At 64.0% G+C, this 21,436-nt stretch carries 18 protein-coding genes; 9 read left to right on the forward strand and 9 right to left on the reverse strand.

Annotated features, from left to right (window positions below):
• Positions 1 to 233 precede the first annotated feature (233 nt).
• From ACZ6WW_RS09775 to ACZ6WW_RS09795, 5 genes are all read right to left on the reverse strand, one after another.
• The gene (locus ACZ6WW_RS09775) at positions 234 to 1,604 is read right to left on the reverse strand and encodes an AMP-binding protein (RefSeq protein WP_465274002.1); all 1,371 of its coding nucleotides are present in this window, start codon (positions 1,602 to 1,604) and stop codon (positions 234 to 236) included.
• Between the two features lie 44 nt (positions 1,605 to 1,648).
• Positions 1,649 to 2,221, reverse strand: a complete 573-nt coding sequence (tsaC, locus tag ACZ6WW_RS09780; RefSeq protein ID WP_465274003.1) for an L-threonylcarbamoyladenylate synthase type 1 TsaC — start codon at positions 2,219 to 2,221, stop codon at positions 1,649 to 1,651.
• On the reverse strand, positions 2,218 to 4,740 hold the full coding sequence (locus ACZ6WW_RS09785; RefSeq protein WP_465274004.1) for a DNA topoisomerase I: 2,523 nt from the start codon (positions 4,738 to 4,740) through the stop codon (positions 2,218 to 2,220). The genes tsaC and ACZ6WW_RS09785 overlap by 4 nt, the downstream gene beginning before the upstream one ends.
• 122 nt (positions 4,741 to 4,862) lie before the next feature.
• On the reverse strand, positions 4,863 to 5,993 hold the full coding sequence (gene dprA, locus ACZ6WW_RS09790; protein WP_465274005.1) for a DNA-processing protein DprA: 1,131 nt from the start codon (positions 5,991 to 5,993) through the stop codon (positions 4,863 to 4,865).
• Positions 5,994 to 6,071: 78 nt separating this feature from the next.
• Positions 6,072 to 7,214 carry a LysM peptidoglycan-binding domain-containing protein gene (locus ACZ6WW_RS09795; protein ID WP_465274006.1) on the reverse strand — a complete coding sequence of 381 codons (1,143 nt, stop codon included), beginning with the start codon at positions 7,212 to 7,214 and terminating at the stop codon, positions 6,072 to 6,074.
• A gap of 189 nt (positions 7,215 to 7,403) precedes the next feature.
• Between ACZ6WW_RS09795 and def the strand changes: the two genes are divergently transcribed.
• The 5 genes from def (at position 7,404) to ACZ6WW_RS09820 (ending at position 13,111) form a co-directional block, all read left to right on the forward strand.
• Complete coding sequence (def, locus tag ACZ6WW_RS09800) at positions 7,404 to 7,913, forward strand: peptide deformylase (protein WP_465274007.1); 510 nt, start codon at positions 7,404 to 7,406, stop codon at positions 7,911 to 7,913.
• Positions 7,910 to 8,836: a methionyl-tRNA formyltransferase gene (gene fmt, locus ACZ6WW_RS09805; protein WP_465274008.1), complete on the forward strand. Its 927-nt coding sequence runs from the start codon at positions 7,910 to 7,912 to the stop codon at positions 8,834 to 8,836. Before def ends, fmt begins: the two co-directional genes overlap by 4 nt.
• A complete protein-coding gene (rsmB, locus tag ACZ6WW_RS09810) occupies positions 8,833 to 10,128 on the forward strand; it encodes a 16S rRNA (cytosine(967)-C(5))-methyltransferase RsmB (RefSeq protein WP_465274009.1) in 1,296 nt (431 codons plus the stop codon). Before fmt ends, rsmB begins: the two co-directional genes overlap by 4 nt.
• 252 nt (positions 10,129 to 10,380) lie before the next feature.
• Entirely contained in the window at positions 10,381 to 12,117 is a 1,737-nt protein-coding gene (locus ACZ6WW_RS09815) for an ArnT family glycosyltransferase (protein ID WP_465274010.1), read from the forward strand.
• Complete coding sequence (locus ACZ6WW_RS09820; protein WP_465274011.1) at positions 12,104 to 13,111, forward strand: glycosyltransferase; 1,008 nt, start codon at positions 12,104 to 12,106, stop codon at positions 13,109 to 13,111. Before ACZ6WW_RS09815 ends, ACZ6WW_RS09820 begins: the two co-directional genes overlap by 14 nt.
• On the opposite strand, the gene ACZ6WW_RS09825 is transcribed toward ACZ6WW_RS09820, so the two are convergent.
• From ACZ6WW_RS09825 to ACZ6WW_RS09840, 4 genes are read right to left on the reverse strand one after another with little or no spacing between them, the layout of a single operon-like run.
• On the reverse strand, positions 13,065 to 13,886 hold the full coding sequence (locus ACZ6WW_RS09825; RefSeq protein WP_465274012.1) for a glycosyltransferase family 2 protein: 822 nt from the start codon (positions 13,884 to 13,886) through the stop codon (positions 13,065 to 13,067). The genes ACZ6WW_RS09820 and ACZ6WW_RS09825 overlap by 47 nt on opposite strands.
• A gap of 6 nt (positions 13,887 to 13,892) precedes the next feature.
• Entirely contained in the window at positions 13,893 to 14,810 is a 918-nt protein-coding gene (locus tag ACZ6WW_RS09830) for a glycosyltransferase family 2 protein (protein WP_465274013.1), read from the reverse strand.
• Between the two features lies 1 nt (position 14,811).
• Positions 14,812 to 15,750: a UDP-glucuronic acid decarboxylase family protein gene (locus ACZ6WW_RS09835; protein WP_465274014.1), complete on the reverse strand. Its 939-nt coding sequence runs from the start codon at positions 15,748 to 15,750 to the stop codon at positions 14,812 to 14,814.
• Between the two features lie 48 nt (positions 15,751 to 15,798).
• Positions 15,799 to 17,085: an O-antigen ligase family protein gene (locus tag ACZ6WW_RS09840; protein ID WP_465274015.1), complete on the reverse strand. Its 1,287-nt coding sequence runs from the start codon at positions 17,083 to 17,085 to the stop codon at positions 15,799 to 15,801.
• A 175-nt stretch (positions 17,086 to 17,260) separates the two neighbouring features.
• Between ACZ6WW_RS09840 and ACZ6WW_RS09845 the strand changes: the two genes are divergently transcribed.
• The 4 genes from ACZ6WW_RS09845 to ACZ6WW_RS09860 all read left to right on the forward strand — a co-directional run bounded on the left by ACZ6WW_RS09845 (position 17,261) and on the right by ACZ6WW_RS09860 (position 21,331).
• Positions 17,261 to 18,076, forward strand: coding sequence for a glycosyltransferase family 2 protein (locus ACZ6WW_RS09845; RefSeq protein WP_465274016.1), 816 nt, complete (start codon positions 17,261 to 17,263; stop codon positions 18,074 to 18,076).
• A complete protein-coding gene (locus ACZ6WW_RS09850; protein ID WP_465274017.1) occupies positions 18,076 to 19,119 on the forward strand; it encodes a CDP-glycerol glycerophosphotransferase family protein in 1,044 nt (347 codons plus the stop codon). The genes ACZ6WW_RS09845 and ACZ6WW_RS09850 overlap by 1 nt, the downstream gene beginning before the upstream one ends.
• Before the next feature lie 161 nt (positions 19,120 to 19,280).
• Positions 19,281 to 21,008 (forward strand): ArnT family glycosyltransferase, encoded by a 1,728-nt coding sequence (locus ACZ6WW_RS09855; RefSeq protein WP_465274018.1) that lies wholly within the window; start codon positions 19,281 to 19,283, stop codon positions 21,006 to 21,008.
• Positions 21,005 to 21,331 (forward strand): hypothetical protein, encoded by a 327-nt coding sequence (locus ACZ6WW_RS09860; RefSeq protein WP_465274019.1) that lies wholly within the window; start codon positions 21,005 to 21,007, stop codon positions 21,329 to 21,331. The genes ACZ6WW_RS09855 and ACZ6WW_RS09860 overlap by 4 nt, the downstream gene beginning before the upstream one ends.
• Positions 21,332 to 21,436: the final 105 nt, after the last annotated feature.

Raw genomic sequence — 21,436 nt, forward strand, 5'->3', positions numbered from 1 at the left:
ACCTGGGGATTGCTTAGGGACTGCCTATTGTAAAGGTTAGGCGTCACCTAATGCCCAGTCGCTCAAATCCTTGTAGCGGCGGCTGCAGATAACCTTCCAATAGCCTCCGTTTCCATAGTCGCCCCGGCGAAAGCCGGGGGCCCAGAGTCTTCCGTACGTTGAAGCGTAAGGCACTGGATCCCGGCTTTCGCCGGGACGACGGATAGGAAAGGTTTCGAGCTAAGGGCGGGCCTTCAGTGCCCAAGCAACGCCAACAACTCAGCCCGCGGCAACTTCCCCGTCTCATTGCGCGGCAACGCATCCACCAGCCGCAACGGCCGCGGCAGAAACACCGGATCGACCGCACGGCGCAGCACATCGACAATCGCGTGCTCATCCAGCCCCGGCGCCACCGCCAGCGCAGCAATACGCCGCACACCGATCGCATCGGCCTCATCGAGCTGAAACACCACCCCATCGCGTACGCCCGGAATGGCCAGCAGGCGGCGAGTGAGATCACCTAGCGAAGCACGCTTGCCGGCGATTTCCAGCATGTCGGCATGACGCCCGCGCAGGCGGAAACGGCGGCCGTGATCCTCCAGCGCCACGATATCGGCCAGCGTCATCGGTTGATCCAGCTGGGGTGCCTCGACCTGGGTACCGTCGGGCTGGGGATGCAGCACGATGCCGTCGTAGAGACTCCACGCTTCGTCCAGCGCAGCCCGGCGGGTCGCCAGCACGCAAGTTTCGGTGGAGCCGAAAACTTCACGCAGCGGGGCGCCGAAGCTTTGTTCCGCGCGCGCAGCCAGCTCCGGCGGCATCGGTGCCGTGGCCGAGACGATAGCCGCCAGCTCCGGTAGGACCACACCGGATTCGACCAGGGCGCGCAGGTGCACCGGCGTGGTGATCAGCACGCGCGGCGCAGGTATCTCGCTCAGGGCCCGTGCCACGTCCAGCGGGAAAAAGGGTCTACCCGCATGCACGGCGACATCGCCGAACAGCGGCAACAGCACCGACATCTCCAGGCCATACATGTGTTGCGGCGGTACGGTCGCGACCACGCCGAAGCTCTCGCCGACCTGCTCCCGATACATTCGCAGGTTGCCGCCGGTACTCGCATGGAACTGGCGCCAGGTCTTGGCATTCGCCTTGGGCGTGCCGGTCGAACCGGAGGTGTAGTTGATCGCCACTACCTGCGCCACCGGTATGGCCGGTACGTCGAAAACAGAATCGACCGTTTCAACGTCTTCGAACGCTGGCAACAACACATAGCCCGGCGGTGCCGGATCGAGCGCCTGCTCGCCCAGCGCATAACAGCCGGGATGGGCCGCCATCACGTCTTCTACCGCCTGGGGCGCACGTGACGACGGCAGCAGGTTGGTCTGGCCGCGTAGCACGATGGCGCAAAAGGCCACCAGAAACGCGTAACGGTCTTCGCAGAGATTGACTGCCGCTGTCGCCTCTGGAAGCGATCCCGCGACACGACGTACAGCGGCCAGAAAATGCGCTGCATGCACCGCCACGCCGTCATGCCAGGCCACGATGCGCAGCGCGTCGGCGACCGCCAGCAAGGGCAGCGTGGACGCAGCGTTTTCCTGCAAATAGGCGTCGTGGACGAGGGACAAGCGATGCTCCTGGTTTTCGGTCTGCGCGCCGAACGCCGCGCCCGTCAGGGCCGAATGATAACGCCGCTCACCGCATCGCGAATAAGCGTGGGCGAGGCCTGACCGCCGACGGGGGCATCGACCAGCCCATCGAGCGCTTCGCCGAAATAGGCCTCGGCCTCGGCCGCCGTGCGTGCCGGCGGATGGCCATGCGGATTGGCGCTGGTCGAGACCAGTGCACCACCGAACGCACGGCACAACGCCGCGGTCGGCTCGTGCGCGGTCACGCGCAGGGCAATACCGGCATGGCCGCCGGCGATCCAGGCTGGCACCGCCGGACTGCGCGGGAACACCCAGGTATAAGGACCGGGCCACTCGCCGCGAATACGATCGAGCGTGTCTTCGCAGATCTCGGCGTTGTCGATGTAGTGTGCGATCTGCTTGAAATCGGCAGCGATCAACAAGACGCCCTGCGTCGCCGGCCGTTGCTTCAGGGCAAACAGCCGCTCGAACGCAGTGCGATCATGCGGATCGCAACCCAGGCCATAAACCGCCTCGGTCGGATAGGCAATGACGCCGCCGCGACGCAATAGCGCCGCGGCCGCATCGACCTCATCGCGAGCGAAACGTGTGGTCACGCGTCGCTACGCACCGCGCTCTTCTTGGCCGCGGCCTTCTTGGTGGACGTTTTCTTGGCAGCTGTTTTCTTGCTTGCCGCGCTCTTGGAAGCCGTCTTCTTGGTAGCCGTTTTCTTGACTGTGGCCTTCTTCGCCGCCGGCTCCTTGGCCACCGCTTTCTTGGCTGCGGCTTTCTTTGCCGGCGCCTTCTTGGCCGCCTTCTTGGTGGCACCACGGCCCTTCTTTACCGGTGCCGCAGCGAGCAACTCGATGCATTGCGCTTCGGTCAGGTCCTTGGGCTCCTGATCCTTCGGTATGCGTGCGTTCTTTTCGCCGTCGGTGATGTAGGGGCCGTACCGACCATTGAGCACCTGTACGCCGTTGCCGAAATCCTTGATCACGCGGTTGGCGAGCATCTCCAGCTTTTCCTGCACGATCTGCAGGGCGCGCGGCAATTCGATGGTGTACGGATCGTCCTCGACTTTGAGCGAGGCATACGTGTTGCCCTGCTTCACGAAGGGCCCGAAACGACCCACACCCACACTCACTTCGTCGCCATTCTCGGCCTGCCCCAGTTTGCGCGGCAGTTTGAACAGCTCGATCGCCTCTTCCAGCGAAATCGTGTGCATGCTCTGGCCGGGACGCAGGCTGGCGAACTGCAGCTTTTCGTCGGTGTCCTTGTCGCCGATCTGCGCATACGGTCCGTAGCGGCCCAGACGCACCGACACCGGCTTGCCGCTCTTGGGATCGTTGCCCAGCTCGCGCGCACCCGTAGCTTCGCTGCGATCGACCGACTCGGTCTTCTCGTCGACCTGTTGCTTGAACGGCTGCCAGAAGCGCTCCATCAGCGGCACCCAGGCTTCTTCGCCGCGACTTACCGCATCGAGCTCGTCTTCCAGGCGCGCGGTGAATTCGTAATCGACGTACTGGGTGAAATGCTGGGTCAGGAACTTGCCGACCGCGCGACCCACATCGCTGGGCTTGAAGCGACGGCTGTCCAGGAACACATACTCGCGATTGAGCAGCACCTGGATGATGTTGGCGTAGGTCGACGGACGGCCGATGCCGTATTCCTCCAGCGCCTTGACCAGGCTCGCTTCGGAATAGCGCGGCGGCGGCTCGGTGAAATGCTGGTCGGCCAGGATGTCCTGCACGGCAATCTTTTCGCCCACCTTCAGCTTGGGCAGACGACGGCCTTCGTCTTCGTCCTCGGCGCTCTTCTGGTCGCGCCCTTCCTCGTACACGGCAAGGAAGCCCGGATCGATCACGGTAGTACCGGTGGAGCGGAACGAGGCGTCTTTTCCGGCGACGTTGGCGAGTGCGAATTCCACGGACACCGTGTTCAAGGTGGCGTGGATCATCTGGCAGGCGACGGTGCGCTTCCAGATCAGTTCGTACAGCTTGCGCTGGTCGTCGTTCAAGAACGAAGACACCTCGCGCGGCGTGCGCATGGCCGAGGTCGGGCGAATGGCTTCATGCGCTTCCTGCGCGTTCTTGGACTTGGTCTTGTAGACCTGCACACCGTCGGGCAAGGCCTTGTTGCCGAAGTCGCGCGCGATCAGCTGGCGCAGCTCGCCGGTCGCGTCGTCCGACAAGGCAGTGGAGTCGGTACGCATGTAGGTGATCAGACCGACATTGCCTTCGCTGCCGATCGACACGCCTTCGTACAGGCCCTGCGCGATCTTCATCGTGCGGCTGGTGGAGAAACCGAGCTTGCGCGCGGCTTCCTGTTGCAGCGTCGAGGTGGTGAACGGCGGCGCGGGACGGCGCTTGCGTTCCTTCGAGCCGATGTCGCTGACCGTCAGGTGGCCGGCGGCGGCCTGCTTCAACGCGTCGCGCGCGGCCAGCGCGTCGGCTTCGTTGGTCAGGTCGAACTGTTCGAATTTCTTGCCGTACAGCTTGGTCAGTTTGGCACTGAAATCGCCATCGGGATGGCGCAGACCGGCCTCGATGGTCCAGTACTCGCGCGCAATGAACGCTTCGATCTCTTCCTCGCGCTCGACGATCATGCGCAGCGCCGGGCTCTGCACGCGGCCGGCGGAGAGGCCGCGTTGCACCTTGCGCCACAACACCGGCGACAGGTTGAAGCCGACCAGGTAGTCGAGCGCACGACGCGCTTGCTGCGCATCGACCATGTCGTGCGACAGCTGGCGCGGCTGGGCCACGGCGGCCTTGATCGCCTTCGGGGTGATTTCGGAGAACACCACCCGATGCAGGTGCTTGCCCTTGGTCAGGCCGCGCTCTTTGAGGATCTCGCTGATATGCCAGGAGATCGCCTCGCCTTCGCGATCCAAGTCGGTCGCCAGATAGATGTCGTCGGCCAGCTTGGCGGCCTTGGCGATGGCGTCGACGTGTTTCTCGTTGCGCTCGATCACCTCGTAGGCCATGGCGAAGCCGTTGTCGGTGTCGACGGCGCCCTCCTTGGGTTTCAGGTCACGCACGTGACCGTAGGAGGCCAGGACCTGAAAGTCCTTGCCGAGATATTTGTTGATCGTCTTGGCCTTGGCGGGCGACTCGACGATAAGCAGGTTTTTCGCCATGTAACGGGTTTTCCGGAAACGGGCCACCGCCGTCCTGGACGGCGGGCTCTATATCTAGTGAGACCACGTCCGCTCGATGGCTGTCAAGCTGGATCGTGTGAAACCCCGGTAGGCGGTCACATTCAGCCAGCCTCGGGTAACCGCTGAAAGCGGTTACCGGCAAGGCTTTCGACCAAACCTTCCAGTTCGAGCATCAGCAACATGGATGACAGGGCGCTGGCGCTCTGTCCCGTGCGTCCGACCAGATCGTCCATGTCTGTCGGGTCGTACCCCAGCGCCTGCAGCAGCGCGCCGTAAGCCGGGTCGCCCCGCCAGCCGCTGACTACCACAGGTGAGCTGCCAGCTCGCTCCAGCCGTTCGTTCAGCTCCAGACCCAGCGCGCGGGCGGCTGGAGTCAGTATCTGAGTCACCTCGGTGGGCGTCTCAACCAGGCGTGCGCCATCGCGGATCAGCTTGTGGCAGCCTCGGGCGAGCGGATTATGAATGGAACCGGGGACGGCGAATACCTCCCGGGCCTGCTCGGCTGCCAGTCGGGCGGTAATCAGCGATCCCGAGCACAGGTCGGCTTCGATCACCAACGTGCCCAGCGAAAGCCCTGAAATGATGCGATTTCGTTGCGGGAAGTGCTCCGCCCGGGCGCTGGTACCGAGCGGAAACTCGCTCACGACAGCCCCTTGTGCGGCGATTTGGCACGCCAGCTCCCGGTGCTTTCGAGGATAGACCACGTCCAGGCCCGTACCGACGACCGCTACGGTCGGCAGATCGGCCGCCAGCGCCGCCGCATGGGCCGCGCCATCGACGCCGTCGGCCATGCCGCTGGTGATCACGAACCCGGCGCTACCGAGCGTCTGAGCGAAACGGCGTGCCGTGGCCAGACCGGCCGAGGTGGCGTTGCGCGACCCGACAATGGCCACCTGCGGATGCAGCAGCAGTTCGGCGCGCCCTGCCACGAACAGTGCCGCCGGCGGCTTGTCGATGGTTTCCAGTTGCGGCGGAAAGTCCGCGTCGTCACAGCACAGCAAGCGATGGCCGGGCTCCGCCAGCCAGGCGCGATCGGACGCCAGCAAGGACGTATCGGGCTGCCGCAGCCAGGCTCGTGCCCGTGCGGCACCACGACCGCTCGCTTGCTGCTTCGCCTGCGCGAGCGCCGCCTGGATATCGCCACCGGCCGCCGTCAGCCATTCGCGTACAGCGGCCTGCCCGAAGCCCGGTGTACGCAGCAAAGTCAGCCATGCATCGATGTTGTCGCCCATCGCTGCAGTGTATGGGCGCCGCCCAAAAGACAACGGCGCGGGATGACCGCGCCGTTGTGTCGGAACAGACCGAAATCGTTATTGCGGCGCGACGAGGTGGTCGCGGATATGCACCGGCCGCAGCCCGTCCATGATCAGGCCGTAGCTGACGCGGTCGAACGTGCGGAACACCATCACGTGGCCGACGAACTCTTCCGGCAGGTCAACGCGATGGCCGGTACCACGGTCCCAGCTGTCGCTGCGCACGTCGTCGGCAATCGTTTCGCCCGGCTGGAAGATCGAGAAAGTCTGGCCGTTTTCCACGCCGTCCTTCGCACCGATCGACAAGGCCACGACCTGCGTCGGCCCGGCGGCGTCGAGTGCATCGGCGCCAGAGAAGGCCAGGACGTGGGCGTTTTCAGGCACCGACTTGGGTGCATGCGGGTAGTAGTAGGCGTCGTACGGCTTGTCGTCGACCGGCATCAGGCGATCGCCCTTGCGGATTTCCTCGGTCGAGTTGAGCAGCAGCACGGTATCGGCATCGTGGCCCTTGCGCAGCACCTCGACTTCGCCGATCACGCTGACTTCGACACCCAGGTCCTTGCCGCGGCCGTAGTGGCCATCATTGCGGAAGTCCTCGTGCCACGGGCCCTTGAACATGCTGACATCGCTGTCGATCACGTGACTGACCATGTCGTCATCGTGGTTGTCGACCTTCTTGTCGGAACCGAAGTCGCGATAGACGTGGGTCGGACGCACGACCGCCCAATGCTGGCCGGGCTCGCTGTCGAGCTTGCGCACGTAGATGTTCTGGCCGACGGTGCCACGCAGGCGAGCTTCTTCGAAGCCGACCACGTAAGGCGCATCGTTGACCGCGTTGGAATCCATCACGCGCATGTCTTTCAGGAACGTCTGCAGCTGCGACAGCGGGATCGCCGGTACGGCGTCCTGCTCGGTACGCACACGCGGCTGAAGGCTCAGACGCGGGCCATTGTTCATGAAGGACAGATTGAGCACGTCACCCGGGTAGATCAGGTGCGGGTTCTGAACCTGCGGATTGGCTTGCCAGATCTCCGGCCAGAGCCAGGGCTTGGACAGGAAGCGGGCGGAAATGGCCCACAGCGTGTCGCCACGGCGCACCGTATAGGTGTCCGGGTGATCGGCACGCAACTGCGCCCCCGCAGCGTACACGGCTACCGTGACCAGCATGCCGGCCAGCAGCCCAACGGACTTTCTTATCATAAACGGGAATCCCCCATCCCCCGATGCTCGGGCGAGTGTAACCGAACAACTTATGTCCGCAACTGGCACCAGTTGGCAAAATGGTCTGCCAGCCACGGGGTTATGGCCTTACAATGAGGCACATTCTAGATCGCGCGCAGGCTTGGTTTTCACCAATTCGCCCGCATTTTTGCGCGCAAAGGTGACCTTATGACGACGCTGACCATCCTTGAATTCCCCGACCCGCGGCTGCGCACTGTCGCCGCCCCGGTCACCGTGTTCGACGCCGAGCTCAAGCAGTTCGTGGCCGACATGTTCGAAACCATGTACGCCGCCAACGGCGTTGGCCTGGCCGCCACCCAGGTCAACGTGCACCAGCGCGTGCTGGTGGCCGACATGAGCGACGACCGCAACGAGCCCATGGTACTGATCAACCCGGAAATCCTGGAAAAGGACGGCTCGCAGGTCTATCAGGAGGGTTGCCTGTCGTTCCCCGGCATCTATGCCGACGTGACCCGCGCGCTCAAGGTCAAGGTCAAGGCCAACGATGTCGACGGCAAAGAGGTCGTCATCGAGGTCGAAGGCCCACTGGCCGTGTGCATCCAGCACGAGATGGACCATCTGGCCGGCAAGGTGTTCGTCGACTATCTCTCGCCGCTGAAGCGCTCGATGATGCTCAAACGGCTGGACAAGCAGCGCAAGCAGGCAGCCAGCGCTTGAGGCTCGTCTTCGCTGGTACCCCCGAATTCTCCGTCCCCTGCCTTGAAGCCTGCCGCGCCAGCGGCGCCGACGTGGTGGCCGTCTACACCCAGCCGGACCGCCCGGCCGGCCGCGGCCGCAAGCTGACCCCCAGCCCGGTCAAAGAAGCCGCGCTGGCCGCCGGCATTCCGGTCGAGCAGCCCGAGTCGCTCAAATCCGCCGAGGTCCAGCAGACGCTGGCCGCCTATGGCGCCGATCTGATGGTGGTGGTGGCCTACGGGCTGATCCTGCCGCGCAAGGTGCTGGCCCTGCCGCGCCTGGGCTGCTGGAACGTGCATGCCAGCCTGCTGCCGCGTTGGCGTGGTGCCGCGCCGATCCAGCGCGCGATCCTTGCCGGCGACCCCGAAAGCGGCGTCGACCTGATGCAGATGGAAGCCGGCCTCGACACCGGCCCCGTGTTGCTGGAGCGACGTACTCCGATCGAGCGCCGCGATACCGGCGGCAGCCTGCACGACCGGCTTTCCGCACTCGGCGCCGACGTGCTGACCGAAGGCCTCAGGCGGGTCATCGCCGGCGAAGCGCTGGTCGCTCGTGCGCAACCCGACGAAGGCGTGACCTACGCGCACAAACTGGACAAGGCCGAGGCCCGGCTCGATTTCAGCCGCACCGCGCAGGAGCTCGAGTATCAGGTCCGCGCCTTCGATCCCTGGCCGGTGGCCGAGGGCGAGATGGCCGGGGAGACCCTGCGCATCTGGTCGGCACACGCCGTGGAGCAGGCGCATGACGCCACCCCTGGCACCGTGATCGCCGCCGGCCGCGAAGGCATCGACATCGCCTGCGGCCAGAACATCCTGCGTGTCACGGCCGTGCAGCGTGCCGGCGGCAAGCGTATTACCGCCACCGACTATCTCAATGCGCGGCCCGAACTGCGCGGGACACGATGAACGACACACGCGCTCTTGCCGCCCAGGCGCTGGCCGATGTCGCCTTGCGCGGCGTCTCGCTGCGCGAAGTGATGGAACGCCAGGCGCCACGCCTGCCCGATTCGCGCGACCGCGCCCTGCTGATGGCGCTGGTAAGCGATGGCGCACGCTGGTGGCTGCGTTTCGACGCCGCGCTCGACCGTCTGCTGGAGCGTTCGCTGCGCGAGAAAGAACCGCGCATCCACGCCCTGCTGGTACTGGGGCTGGTGCAGCTGGAAATTCTGCAATTGCCGGCTTACGCCGCCGTCGCCGCCACCGTGCAAGCCGCCCGCGAGCTCAAGCGACCGCAGCTGGCCGGCCTGGTCAATGCCGTATTGCGCCGCTGGCAGCGCGAACGCGAGCAGCATCTGGCCGCACTCGATGCGCAGCCGCGCACACGTCATGCGCATCCGGCGTGGCTTGCCAAGGCGATCGTCAACGACTGGCCGGACCAGGCCGACGCCGTCATGGCTGCCGACAACCGCGAACCACCGCTGATGCTTCGCGTCAACGCACGCCGCGCCACGCGCGATGCATTGATCGAACGCCTGCACGCTGCCGGCTACGAAGCGCAAGCACACGATTGGCTGCGTGACGGCATCGTGCTGCCGCACAGCAGCGATGTGACGCGCATGCCCGGTTTTGCCGAAGGCTTGTTTGCCGTGCAGGACGGCTCGGCGCAGGTTGCCGCCGATCTGCTGGATGCCAGGAACGGCCAGCGCGTGCTCGATGCCTGCGCAGCACCGGGCGGCAAGGCCTGCCATGTGCTCGAACGTGCCGATGTCACGCTGACCGCGTTGGAGTTCGACGCGCACCGCGCCGAACGCGTCACGCAGAACCTGGATCGCCTCGGCCTTTCCGCCCAGCTGGTCATCGGTGACGCCGGCAAGCCGGATGCGTGGTGGGACGGTCAGCCTTATGACCGCATCCTGATCGATGCGCCGTGTTCGGCGACTGGTGTGTTGCGCCGCCGGCCCGATGTGCGGCTGCATCGTCGCGATACCGATATCGCTGCGTTGACCGCCCAGCAGCGGCGGATTCTCGACGGGTTGTGGCCGACGCTCGCCGTCGGCGGGCGATTGGTCTATGTCACCTGCTCGTTGTTGCGGGCGGAGAATGAAGCCGTGATCGAGGCATGGCTCGGTGCGCAGAAAGATGCGCATGTGGTGGCGTTCGAGTTGCCGGTCGGGCAACGGGCTGCGATCGGCTGGCAGGTGTTGGCGGGTGATGGCGATCTTGATGGGATGTATTACGCGGTGATCGAGAAGAGCTAGGCCTCGACTCGGAAAACCTCAGTTTTTCCTGTCGTCATCCCGGCGCAGGCCGGGATCTACTCCTCAGTCTTCGCCTGTCAGGAAACATATGGCAAGCATCCGCGCTGAGGAGTGGATTCCGGCCTTCGCCGGAATGACGGGTAGGAGGTGGTTTTAGAGGCTCCCTGAAGTTGCTCAGCCCTAAGCCTCCACAAAGAGCTCCCCAGTCGCCTCCATGTACTATGCCGGCCTGAGACTCTCACGATCTTTCGCATGTACTCATCCACGCCAGCCACCTCCAACGATCGCCGCACCTTCTGGCTGATGCTGCTGTTCGCCATCGTCGTGATCGGTGCCGGAATCGGCTTGCGCGATCCCTGGCCGTCGGACGAACCGCGCTTCACGCTGGTCGCCAAGCACATGGTCGAGAGCGGCGACTGGCTGTTCCCGCATCGCGGCTCGGAGCTGTACTCGGACAAACCGCCGATGCTGATGTGGCTGGAAGCGGCCAGCTACCTGGTCGTACGCAGCTGGCGCGTCGCCTTCCTGTTGCCGTCCCTGCTCGCCGCGCTGGGCAGCATGCTGCTGATCTACGACCTGGGCCGCCATCTGTGGAACCGTCGCGTCGGCATGTATGCCGGCATGGCGCTGCTGATGTGTTTCCAGCTCGTCTACCAGGTTAAGCGCGCGCAGATCGACCCCCTGGTGGTGTTCTTTATCACCGCGGCGAACTACGGCCTGCTGCGGCACATGCTGCTGGGACCGAACTGGCGCATGTACTGGTTCGGCTGCTTCTGCGCCGGATTGGGTGTCATCACCAAGGGCGTCGGCGTGATCGCGCTGCTCATGCTGATTCCCTATGCGATGGCCGCGCGCTGGCGCTGGAGCGGCATGCCCGCGATGGGACCCGGCGCATGGTGGCGCTGGCTGCTCGGCCTGCCCGCGGTATTGATCGCCATCGCGTTATGGCTGATACCCATGCTGGTAACCGCGTACACGCGCGGCGAAGCCAACCCGGAGTATCTGGCGTACGTCAACGACATCTTGTTCCGCCAGACCGCAGGCCGCTATGCACATGCCTGGCATCACGTGCATTCGCCGGTCTATTACATCCCGATCCTGCTCTTCAGCTGGCTGCCTTTGTCGCTGACCTATCCCGGTACATGGCCGCGCTGGTGGCGCGAGCTTAAAGCCAAAGACGCGCGCATTCTGCTGCCGCTGGGATGGATCGTCTTGATGCTGCTGTTCTTCAGCGCATCGCCGGGCAAGCGCGACGTCTATATTCTTCCCGCCGTGCCGATGCTCGCGCTGATTACCGCGCCGTACCTGGACGAACTGCTGGCAACACGCTGGCTGCGCACCCTGGGCCTGGCGTTTATCGGCCTGCTTGGCGCGGCCATGCTGCTGCTCGGCATCTATGCGCTGGCGGCGCACCCCAAGTTTGCGGTCACCCTTGCGACATCGCGCGGTTTCGACGAGGGCGAAAATTCACTGTGGTGGATGTGTATCACCATTGGCGTGCTGCAGCTATTGCTCGTGGCGATCTTCCGACTCAAGCGCGCCGTCTGGGCCGTGGTTGGCGGGGTTGCCGCACTTTGGCTGGTCTGGGGTTTCTGGGCATCGCCGCTGCTCAACGATTCGAGTTCGTCCGCCGGTCTGATGCGCGATGTACGCAGCAAGCTCGGCCCGCAAGATGAGATCGGCCTGGTCGACTGGACCGAACAGAACCTGCTGATGCTCGAACGTCCCGCCGTCGATTTCGGCTTCAAGCAGCCCACGCGCAAGCAATACAAGGCTGGCGTGCAATGGCAGGCGCAGGCACCGGCAACGCGCTGGCTGTTCGCACAGGACGGCGCACTGGGCGACTGCGTGCAACGCGACAAGGCGATCGATCTGGGCCACGCAAACCGTCGCCAGTGGTGGCTGTTCAAGGCCGATGCCGTGGTGCCGGGCTGTGTACCGAGCCAGGACGACAATCTGCAGGTAGATCCGGACAATGCCGAGCAATAAGCGTTGCCAGCTGATCGCTCGCGATAATGGCGCAGGGCTCAGCCGTGACCTGCAGCGACTGGCTGAAGCGCTGCGCGAAACCGGCCATACCGCGGACATGCTGGGGCTACCGCATCGTGGCCGCTTTGCCGAATGGCTGACGCGCCTGAAACTGAAAGGCAAAAAATCGGCCTTCGATGTCAACGTGATGCTCGAACGCATCCGTCCCGAATTCATTCCTGCCGCCACATGCAATGTCGTCATACCCAACCCCGAATACTTCCGACCGGAAGACCGTGCGGCGCTGGGCGCGATGGACGAGGTGTGGGTCAAGACGCACCATGCCGCGCGTCTGTTCGATGCACTCGGCGCGACCACGCGGTTTATCGGCTTTGACAGCGAAGATCGCTTGCTGCCCGATGTGCCAAGAAAACAGGCGTTCTTTCACGGCCCAGGCAGAAGCGGCAATAAGGGCACGGCGGCCTTGCTGCAGCTTTGGGCACGCCATCCCGAATGGCCGACGCTTACTGTGGTCTGGCGTCGCAAACGCGTGGACACCAGCGATATGCCGGCGAACGTCAGGCTGGTGCGCGAGCATCTGGACGATGAGGCCTATCGTCGGCTGCAGAACGAGCACCGCTTCCATCTGTGCCCATCGCAGACCGAAGGCTATGGCCACTACATAGCCGAAGCGATGAGCTGTGGTGCTGTCGTGGTGACGCTGGATGCGGAGCCGATGAATGAGCTGGTGACCGATGAGCGTGGCGTGCTGGTTGCCGCGCATGCGGCCGGGACACAGGATCTGGCGACGTTGTATGCGTTCGACGACGTGGCGATGGAAGCGGCGATCGAGCGTTGCCTTGGTATGGACGAGATGGCAGCGGCTACCCTCGGACAGGCGGCACGACGGTGGTTCGAAGACAATCGGGCCGCGTTTCCGCTTCGTTTGAATGAGGCGCTATCAGGGCTTAAAACTCCCCAAAGTGCCCATCCATTCCAAGCTCGCAACGCGTAATCTTCTGCTCCACCGTCGCACGAAACAGCCGGTTGTTCGGCAGACTCATATCGTCCACATCCGGCTGCGCACGCGACGGATGCTCCAGATGCAACGCCAGCGCGCCCCATTTCAACTGTCTCCGCTTCACCCCGGCATTGCCCAGGCGCGCAGCCAACTCGCGATCTTCCGCACCGTAACCTTCCATGCGCTCGTCAAAGCCATTGACGCGCAATAGATCCTCGCGCCAGAAGCTCATATTGCAGCTCATCACGCGACCGCCATTGCGACCACGCGCTTTCCAGCGCGCCAGCGCCGGCTGACGAAACGCATACAGACGCTTGATGCCATCGAAGACATGGAAATCGGCAGGTGCCCAAGGCGCAAACACCGGCTTGCCGCCGCCGAGCAAACGCGACGTTTCCCGTTCGGTGGTCTTGATCCGCCCACCCTGCAGAAAATAGCCAGGCTCGGCCAGCATCAGATGGTCGGCGACAAAGTCGCGATGCAGCACCATGTCGCCATCGATCAGGATGATGTACTCGCCATGCGAGGCGACGAATCCGCGATTGCGCGCCCGCGCCGCGCGAAAGCCCAGATCGTCTTGCCACACGTGACGTAGCGGCACGGGAAACGTTGCCGCAAACCCCGCGACGAGTTCCGCCGTTTCCGCGGCGGAACCGTCGTCGGCGACGATGACTTCGTCCGGCAGCGTACGTTGCGCGGCAATGCTTTCCAGCACCCGTCGCAAAGCCGCCGGCCAGTTATAGGTAAGTACGACGAGACTGGTCTTCATACGCGGTTATTTTTGCTTGCTGCGTGCGCCGCGCGACAAAATCGCGATCGCGCGCTCCAGCCGCTTCCACCACACCGCCGGGCCACGCAGCGCGATATCCGCATACATGCAGGCCTCCTTCCAGGTCGGCTGGCTGCGCGACTTGAACTCGTGCTTGGCCAGGTCCAGGGCGTGGATGTCCAGCTGCATGCGCTCCGCGTAGTAATTGATCAGGCAGCGCGAGCGGAACTGGGCCAGGAATTCGCGCGCCTTCTTTTGATCGTGCCACCAGCCGTTGCGGCCATGGATGCGGTAATCCACCTGTCCTGTCGGCAGAAAATATTTTTTCGCCCCCAGCACGCTGGCACCGAACACCAGGCAGTTGTCGGCCGAGATACGCCACTGCGCGACAAATTCGGGTGGCAGATCCAACACTCGCTCGGCCAACCGGCGGCGCAAGGCCAAGGCCGAAGTCGGTGCGCCATACCAGTGCGCGCGCACCCAGGTGCCCAGCACGGTGTAGCCAAGATCGGTCGCCTGTTCGGCGTAACCTTGCCGGCCGGATTCGTTGCCGATCAGTTGGACGTCGGAGAAGACGAAATCGATATCGTTGCGTGCGTCGAAAACCTCGCCGACCTGGCGCAGGTAATCCGGCCCCCAGCGGTCGTCCGCATCGAGAAAACACACAATGTCGCCCTTCGCCTTGGCCAGTCCGCGCTGAAAGGCGGTGAGCTGACCGCCGTTCGGCCCAACCACCAGATTCACCCGGGCGTCGTCGCCGTAGCGCGCCTGCAGCAGGTCCACCGACTCGTCGGTGGAACCGTCATCAACGACGATCACTTCCAGCGGCGCGCGACTCTGCGCCAGCGCACCGTCGACCGCTTCGAGTACGAACTCGCGATAGTTGTAGTTGGTGACGACGACGGAGAACGTCAGCGCGGCCATGTTACTGGCCCAGCAATTGGCGGAAATAGCCGATGGTTTCGCGCAGGCCGTCGTCGATATGTACCTTCGGTTCCCAACCGAGCTTTTCCTTGGCCAGGGAGATATCCGGCTGGCGCTGGCGCGGGTCGTCCGACGGCAGCGGCTTGAAGATCAGCTTGGACTTGCCACCGACCATCGCGATGACTTTTTCCGCCAGCTCGCGGATGGTGTGTTCATGCGGATTGCCGATGTTCACCGGGCCGACAAAATCAGGCCCCGTTTCCATCGTGCGAACCATCGCCTCGATCAGGTCGTCGACATAGCAAAAGCTGCGCGTCTGCTGGCCATCGCCGTAGATGGTGATGTCCTCGCCCTTGAGCGCCTGCACGATGAAGTTGCTCACCACGCGGCCGTCGTTGGGATGCATGCGCGGGCCGTAGGTGTTGAAGATGCGCACCACCTTGATCTCCAGCGCATGCTGGCGGTGGTAGTCGAAGAACAGCGTTTCGGCGCAGCGCTTGCCTTCGTCGTAGCAACTGCGAATGCCGATCGGATTGACCCGACCCCAGTATTCCTCGCGCTGCGGGTGCACTTCCGGGTCACCATAGACTTCGCTGGTCGACGCCTGAAGAATCCGCGCGCGCAACCGCTTGGCCAGACCCAGCATATTGATCGCGCCGTGCACGCTGGTCTTGGTGGTCTGCACCGGGTCGTGCTGGTAATGCACCGGCGAGGCCGGACAGGCCAGGTTGAAGATGCGGTCCACTTCCACGTAGAGCGGAAAGGTGACGTCGTGGCGCATCAGCTCGAAATAGCGATGGTCGAGCAGATGAACGATGTTCTGCTTGCTGCCCGTATAGAAGTTGTCCAGGCACAGGACATCATGGCCATCGCGGATCAATCGATCGCACAGATGCGATCCGAGAAAACCCGCACCACCGGTCACCAACACTCTGCTCATTCACCGTCCCCGTCGCCGCGCATCAGACGCAGCGGGTTGTCGTTAGGTTCAACGGTGAATGATATCCGCCCTGCCTTCGGCGCGCTTGCGTAGCTCCAGGGCGATGGCCAGGGAGAACGGCAGCCAGACCAGGATCCAGCCCGGACGCGGACTATCGAGCAGCTGCGGCATATCGAGCTGCAGCACCACCGACGCGTAGATCCACAGGCCCAGCAGAATGCGCCCGCGCATCGTGTGCCGGAAGCGCCAGCCCTGCCAGCCGACCATCAACCACATCGCCACCGTCAGCAGCAGTCCGGGCAAGCCCAGCTCCAGCGTCACCTGGGTCAGCAAATTATGGCTGTGCGTATACGCCAGCCCGGCGACCCACAGCGTGATCGGCGTGCCCTGGCCCAGGCCCAGCCAGGGCCGCTGTGCAATCTGTTGCAACGACGCTTCCAGCAGTTGCGGGCGCAGCGACATGCCGCGCTCGGTCAGCAGATGCAAGGGCGCCGCGATGGCCAGCACGACCAGCAGGCCGGCCATGACCATCAACCACCGGCGCAGGCGCAGCGACTGCCAAAGCGGCGCCAGCACGACACAGATGCCCAGAGCCAGCCACACCCCACGCGTATGCGTCAGACCGACAAAGGCCAGCAACAGCGCGATCGCCACCCAACGCAGGATCGACAGATGACGCGTACGCAGACGCAACTGGGTCATCCAGATCGATACCGCGCCCATCAAGGCGGCGGCGTAGTTGGTCGCAGCAATCGTGCCCTCCCCGGCGATGCGGTCGGACGAATCGGGTTGCAGCAGGAAGAGCACGCAATAAAACCCGGCGCACAGCGCCACACCGATGCCGCCGATGAACAGCAGCATACTTACGTAATCCTCGGTATCTGAATCCCACAGCTGCCATGCCAGCACAAAGGTCATGACGCTGAGCAGGCGCCCAAATTCATCCCCCACATGCCTTAGATGAGCCCAGGCCAACGACAACGTGGCCCAGGCCAGCATCACCAGGAACAGGCGAAACAGGGGCAGCGGCCATAACTCGCGCCAAAGCCGGCCGCGCTGTGTGCAGGCCAGCCATAGCGCCGGGAGATACATCAGCAGGATCAGGCTGCCCTGATAAATCTTGCCGGGGTTGAACGAAGCGCCCGCCGGCATGACCACCATGCCAAGCAGCATCCACAGGATGCCCAGGCCCAGCAGGTAACGCCAGCTGTCACGCTGAGTTACAGCGGCCCGCCAGGAAGCGAGCACCGAGGAACCACGCGAGGCCTCCAGACCGGCCCGCGCTTCTATCAACTCGCGCTGGCTTCCTTGCGGCGAAAGGACTTGCTCGCTCATTCCTGCAGACATTCCTGGCACCGGACCCCTGGCGGTTAAGTATCTCATTCAAGACGGTTAATTCGCAGCGAATACTGCGCGAGGAGACCTGAAAATCAGCCGACCGCGAAATCTTGCCATGCCTATTTAACGCACCAAATCACAAATTAGGTGACCTGCAGCTAGAATTCACGCCATGCCGAAGCTCCCGCTCACCCTCGTCGTCATTACCCACAACGAGGCAGAAAACATTGCCCGCTGCCTGGATAGCGTGCCGTTCGCGGCCGAGAAACTCATTGTCGACAGCGGCAGCGAGGACGATACGGTCGCCGTCGCCCAGGCCCATGGCGCCCGGGTGGTCCATCAGGACTGGCTGGGATTCGGCCCCCAGCGCAACGCAGCGGCCACCCATAGCACTCACGACTGGATTCTGGCGCTGGATGCCGACGAGTACCTCTCGCCGGAGCTGGCCGCCGAGCTGACCGCGCAGTTACCCGGGATCATGGCCGGCGACAACCCGGCGGTGGTCCTGCGCCGCAGCACTATCTATATGGGCCGGCCGATGCGCTGGTACCGCCCGGCCATGGGCGAAAAGATGGCGCGGATCTACCACCGCGACCGCGCGCGCTGGACCGACGTACGGGTGCACGAATCGCTGCGCTACGAAGGCCACGCCCCGGTGATGCAGGCGCCGTTCAATCACGCCAACAATCCGACCCTGGTGCACAAGCAGCTCAAGGTGCTGCGCTACTCGGAGCTCAAATGCCTGGACTGGCTGGACAAGGGCAAACCCGTGCGCATGTGGCAGGCGCCGTTTGTTTTCTTCCTGGCCTTTATCAAGGACTATCTGCTCCGGCTGGCCTTTCTCGATGGTTGGCGCGGTTTCATGATCGCGCAGACCGCCGCCAGCTATGCGCTTTATAAACGCATGCGCTACTACGAAATGCGGCACAACCCGGACTCCGTGCGCATGGCCAAGGCCGCCCTCACCCGCCACAAGATCGACCGCTGATGCCGGACTCCCAAAAAAAGCACTACTTGCTGTACGGCTCGGAGCGCTACGCGCTGGCGATCCTGCGCCCGATCCAGGAAGCGATCCGCGCGCGCGGCCACGAGGCTGCCTGGTTCTTCGACGGCCCGGGCGCCGAGGACCTGGTCGAGGGCGAGCGCCTGTTGACCGTGCAAGAGGTCCGCGCGTGGAGGCCGATCGCCTGCATCACCTCGTCCAACCATCTGCCCCATTTTTTCCCGGGCGTGAAGGTGGAAACCTTCCATGGCTTCGACGCCGGCAAGCCGCGACATATCTATATCCGTGGCTTTTTCGACCTGTACTGCACCACCGGCCCGCGCGACACCGCGCAGTTTCAGGCATTGGCCGACAAGCTCGGCCATTTCAGCGTGATCGAGACCGGCTGGCCCAAGATCGACCCTTTCATGAAAGAGATCGCCGGCGCCTTGCCGCCCGTGCGCCAGCCCCCGGTGATTCTCTATCACTCCACTTTTTCGCCGTCGTGGAGCGCCGCGGAGATTCTGTACGACGAGGTCAAGCGCCTTTCGCGCGATGGCCGCTGGCGCTGGATCGTCACCTTCCATCCGAAGATGAACCCCGAAACCCGGGCGCGCTACAAGGCGCTGCAGAACGAATACCTTCAGTTTGCCGAGAACGACAATATCCTCGAACTGTTCCCGCAGGTCGACATGATGTGCTCCGATACGTCCTCGGCGCTGAGCGAATTCCTGTTGACCGGCAAACCGGTAGTCACCTTCAAGAATCGCCGCCCCGGCCCGCAGTTGATCGATATCGACGACCCCGCGCAGTTCGAGCCGGCGATCGAGCGCGCGCTGGCACGTCCGCCGGAACTGATGCAGGCCGTCGCCGATTTCGCCAACGCGATCCATCCCTACCGCGACGGGCATTCGAGCGAACGGGTGCTCGATGCCATCGATACGTTCATTGCCCGCGGCGGGCGCAATCGCCGGCGCAAGCCGGGGAACTGGTGGCGCAAGCTCAAATTGCGGCGCCGGATCGGGTATTGGGGACGCGCGGGCTATTGAAGGCCCGGTCCCCCCAACCCGAACCCCACCCAAACAAAAAGCGCGCAAACACGCGCTAACTCACTGATCCCTTCACTCAACCTGCACGCTTCATCGCGCGTTGCAGGTATAACCCTCTCCGCTAGGGTTAAAATCCCGTCATCTCCAGGAAGAGTCTTACCGTGTCATCAAGCGCCTACAGTCGTACCGAACACCTGCGGGCCCTATGGCCCTGGCTGCCGCTATGGATTGTTATCGCGCTCATTGCCATGTTTTCACATGGCCCGATGCCGCTCTACTCCACCCGTACGCTGGCCGTCGCCTGGGAAATGTGGAACCAGCACCACTGGCTGGTGCCGCATATCAATGGCGCCCCGTACAGCGAGAAAGTGCCGCTGCTGTTCTGGATGATCCACGCTGGCTGGTTCGTGTTCGGCGTCAATGACGTATGGCCGCGTGTGCTCGAAGTGGCCTTCGGCGCGATCGAACTGATGCTGCTGGCCACGATGGCCCGCCGCCTGTTCCCGAACCGCGCCTGGGTGGCCAAGGCCGCGCCGTGGATGCTGATGGCGCTGAGCTACGCCTTCCTGTTCGGCCTGCAGATCATGTACGACGTGCTGCTTGCCGTATGGGCCTTGGCCGCACTGCTTTGCCTCACGCCCAAGGGCACACGACAGGAGCCGCGCTGGCTGCTGTTCGGCCTGTGCATCGGCCTGGGGCTGCTCACCAAGGGCCCGGTGATGCTGGTGCATGTCGTGTTCCCGTGGCTGCTCGGCCCGCTGTGGAGCACCTGGGCGAACGAAAACCGTAGCCGCTGGTATGGCCGTGGCGTGCTGTCGATTCTGCTTGGCGGCGTGATCCTGCTCGCCTGGGCGTTACCGGCCGGCTTCAGCGGCGGCGATGCCTATCGCCAGAGGCTGTTCTTTACCCAGACCGCCGGCCGCGTGGTCAACGGCCTGCAGCATGCCGAGCCGCTGCAGAGTCATGCGCGACCGGTGTGGTGGTATCTGCAGTGGATTCCGGTATTGATGTTCCCGCTCGCCGCATGGCCGCGTGCGCTGGTTGCCCTGGGCGCGTTGCGCAAGCCACTGGAGCCGGGCCTGCGTTTCGCGCTGTGCTGGCTGATCCCGACCTTCATCGTGTTCTCGCTGATCAGCGGCAAGCAGTTGTACTACCCGCTGCCCGAGCTGGCCTGCGGCGCCCTGCTGCTTGCCGGCGCGATCGCCGTGCTGCGTGAAAAACATCCCGCACTGGCCACCAACGCCTGGCTGGGCACCTGGATTCTCGGCGTCGGCGGCCTGCTGCTGGCGGTGTTCCTGTTCGTGCTGCCCAACCTGGTCGCCAGCGATCGTCTGCATGGCGAGTGGTTCGATGGCGCCGCATCGCATAGCCGCGTCTTCAGCGTGGCCTTTGTGCTGCTTGGCGCCTTGCTGCTGCTTCGCGGTCGAGGCGAAACCCGTCGCCTCGCGGTCGCCGGCCTGATCGGCACGCTCGCGCTCAATTCGCTGTTTACGCTGACGCTGTGGCACAAGTACGACCTGCGCCCCGTGGCGCATCTGCTGGCGGCGGCCGATGCCGAGCATCGCGCCATCGCCTACGTCGGCAATTACGAAGGCCAGTTCCACTTCGAAGGTCGCCTGACCCAGCCGGTCCACGAGCTGAAAGACGACACCGAAATACAGGCCTTTGCCACAGCCCATCCCGATGGCTTGATCGTCGTGCCGGTGGGCACGTTGAGCAGCAACGACCTGCGTTACCCGCTGCTGGTCCAGCCGTTCCGCTCGTCATGGCTGGTTACCTGGCCGGCCACGTCGCTGGCCGCGTTGCGCGCGGGCCATGCACCGACAGAGCCCAGCCAGCCGACCCAGGTCTACCAGGTCAACGATTGGCGCAACCGCACCCTGCCGTGAACGACACCCTGATCGCCAACCTGCGCGCGCAGTGCGGCGGCCCGCGCGACGGTGGGCTACTGCGGTTTGCCTTGGGCAATGCGTTGTTGACCGCGGGCGATGCGGCGACGGCTGCCGAGGAACTGCACCGCGCCGTCGAGTTCGACGCCGGGTATACGGCTGCGTGGAAATTGCTTGGGAAGGCGGCGGCGGCGTTGGGTGATGCGGCCACTGCGGCAGACGCGTGGAAGCGAGGGATCGAGGCGGCGCAGAAGCACGGCGACAAGCAGGCCGAGAAGGAAATGACGGTGTTTCTGCGGCGATTGGATAAGCCGCAAGGCTGAATTACCTCATCTTCCCCCTATTCGTCATTCCGGCGCAGGCCGGAATCTACTCGCTCAGTCCCTCGCTAGTCAGACAACCTTAGGCAAGCGACCACGCTGAGGAAT

This window comes from Dyella sp. NPDC103356 (genome assembly GCF_055584465.1).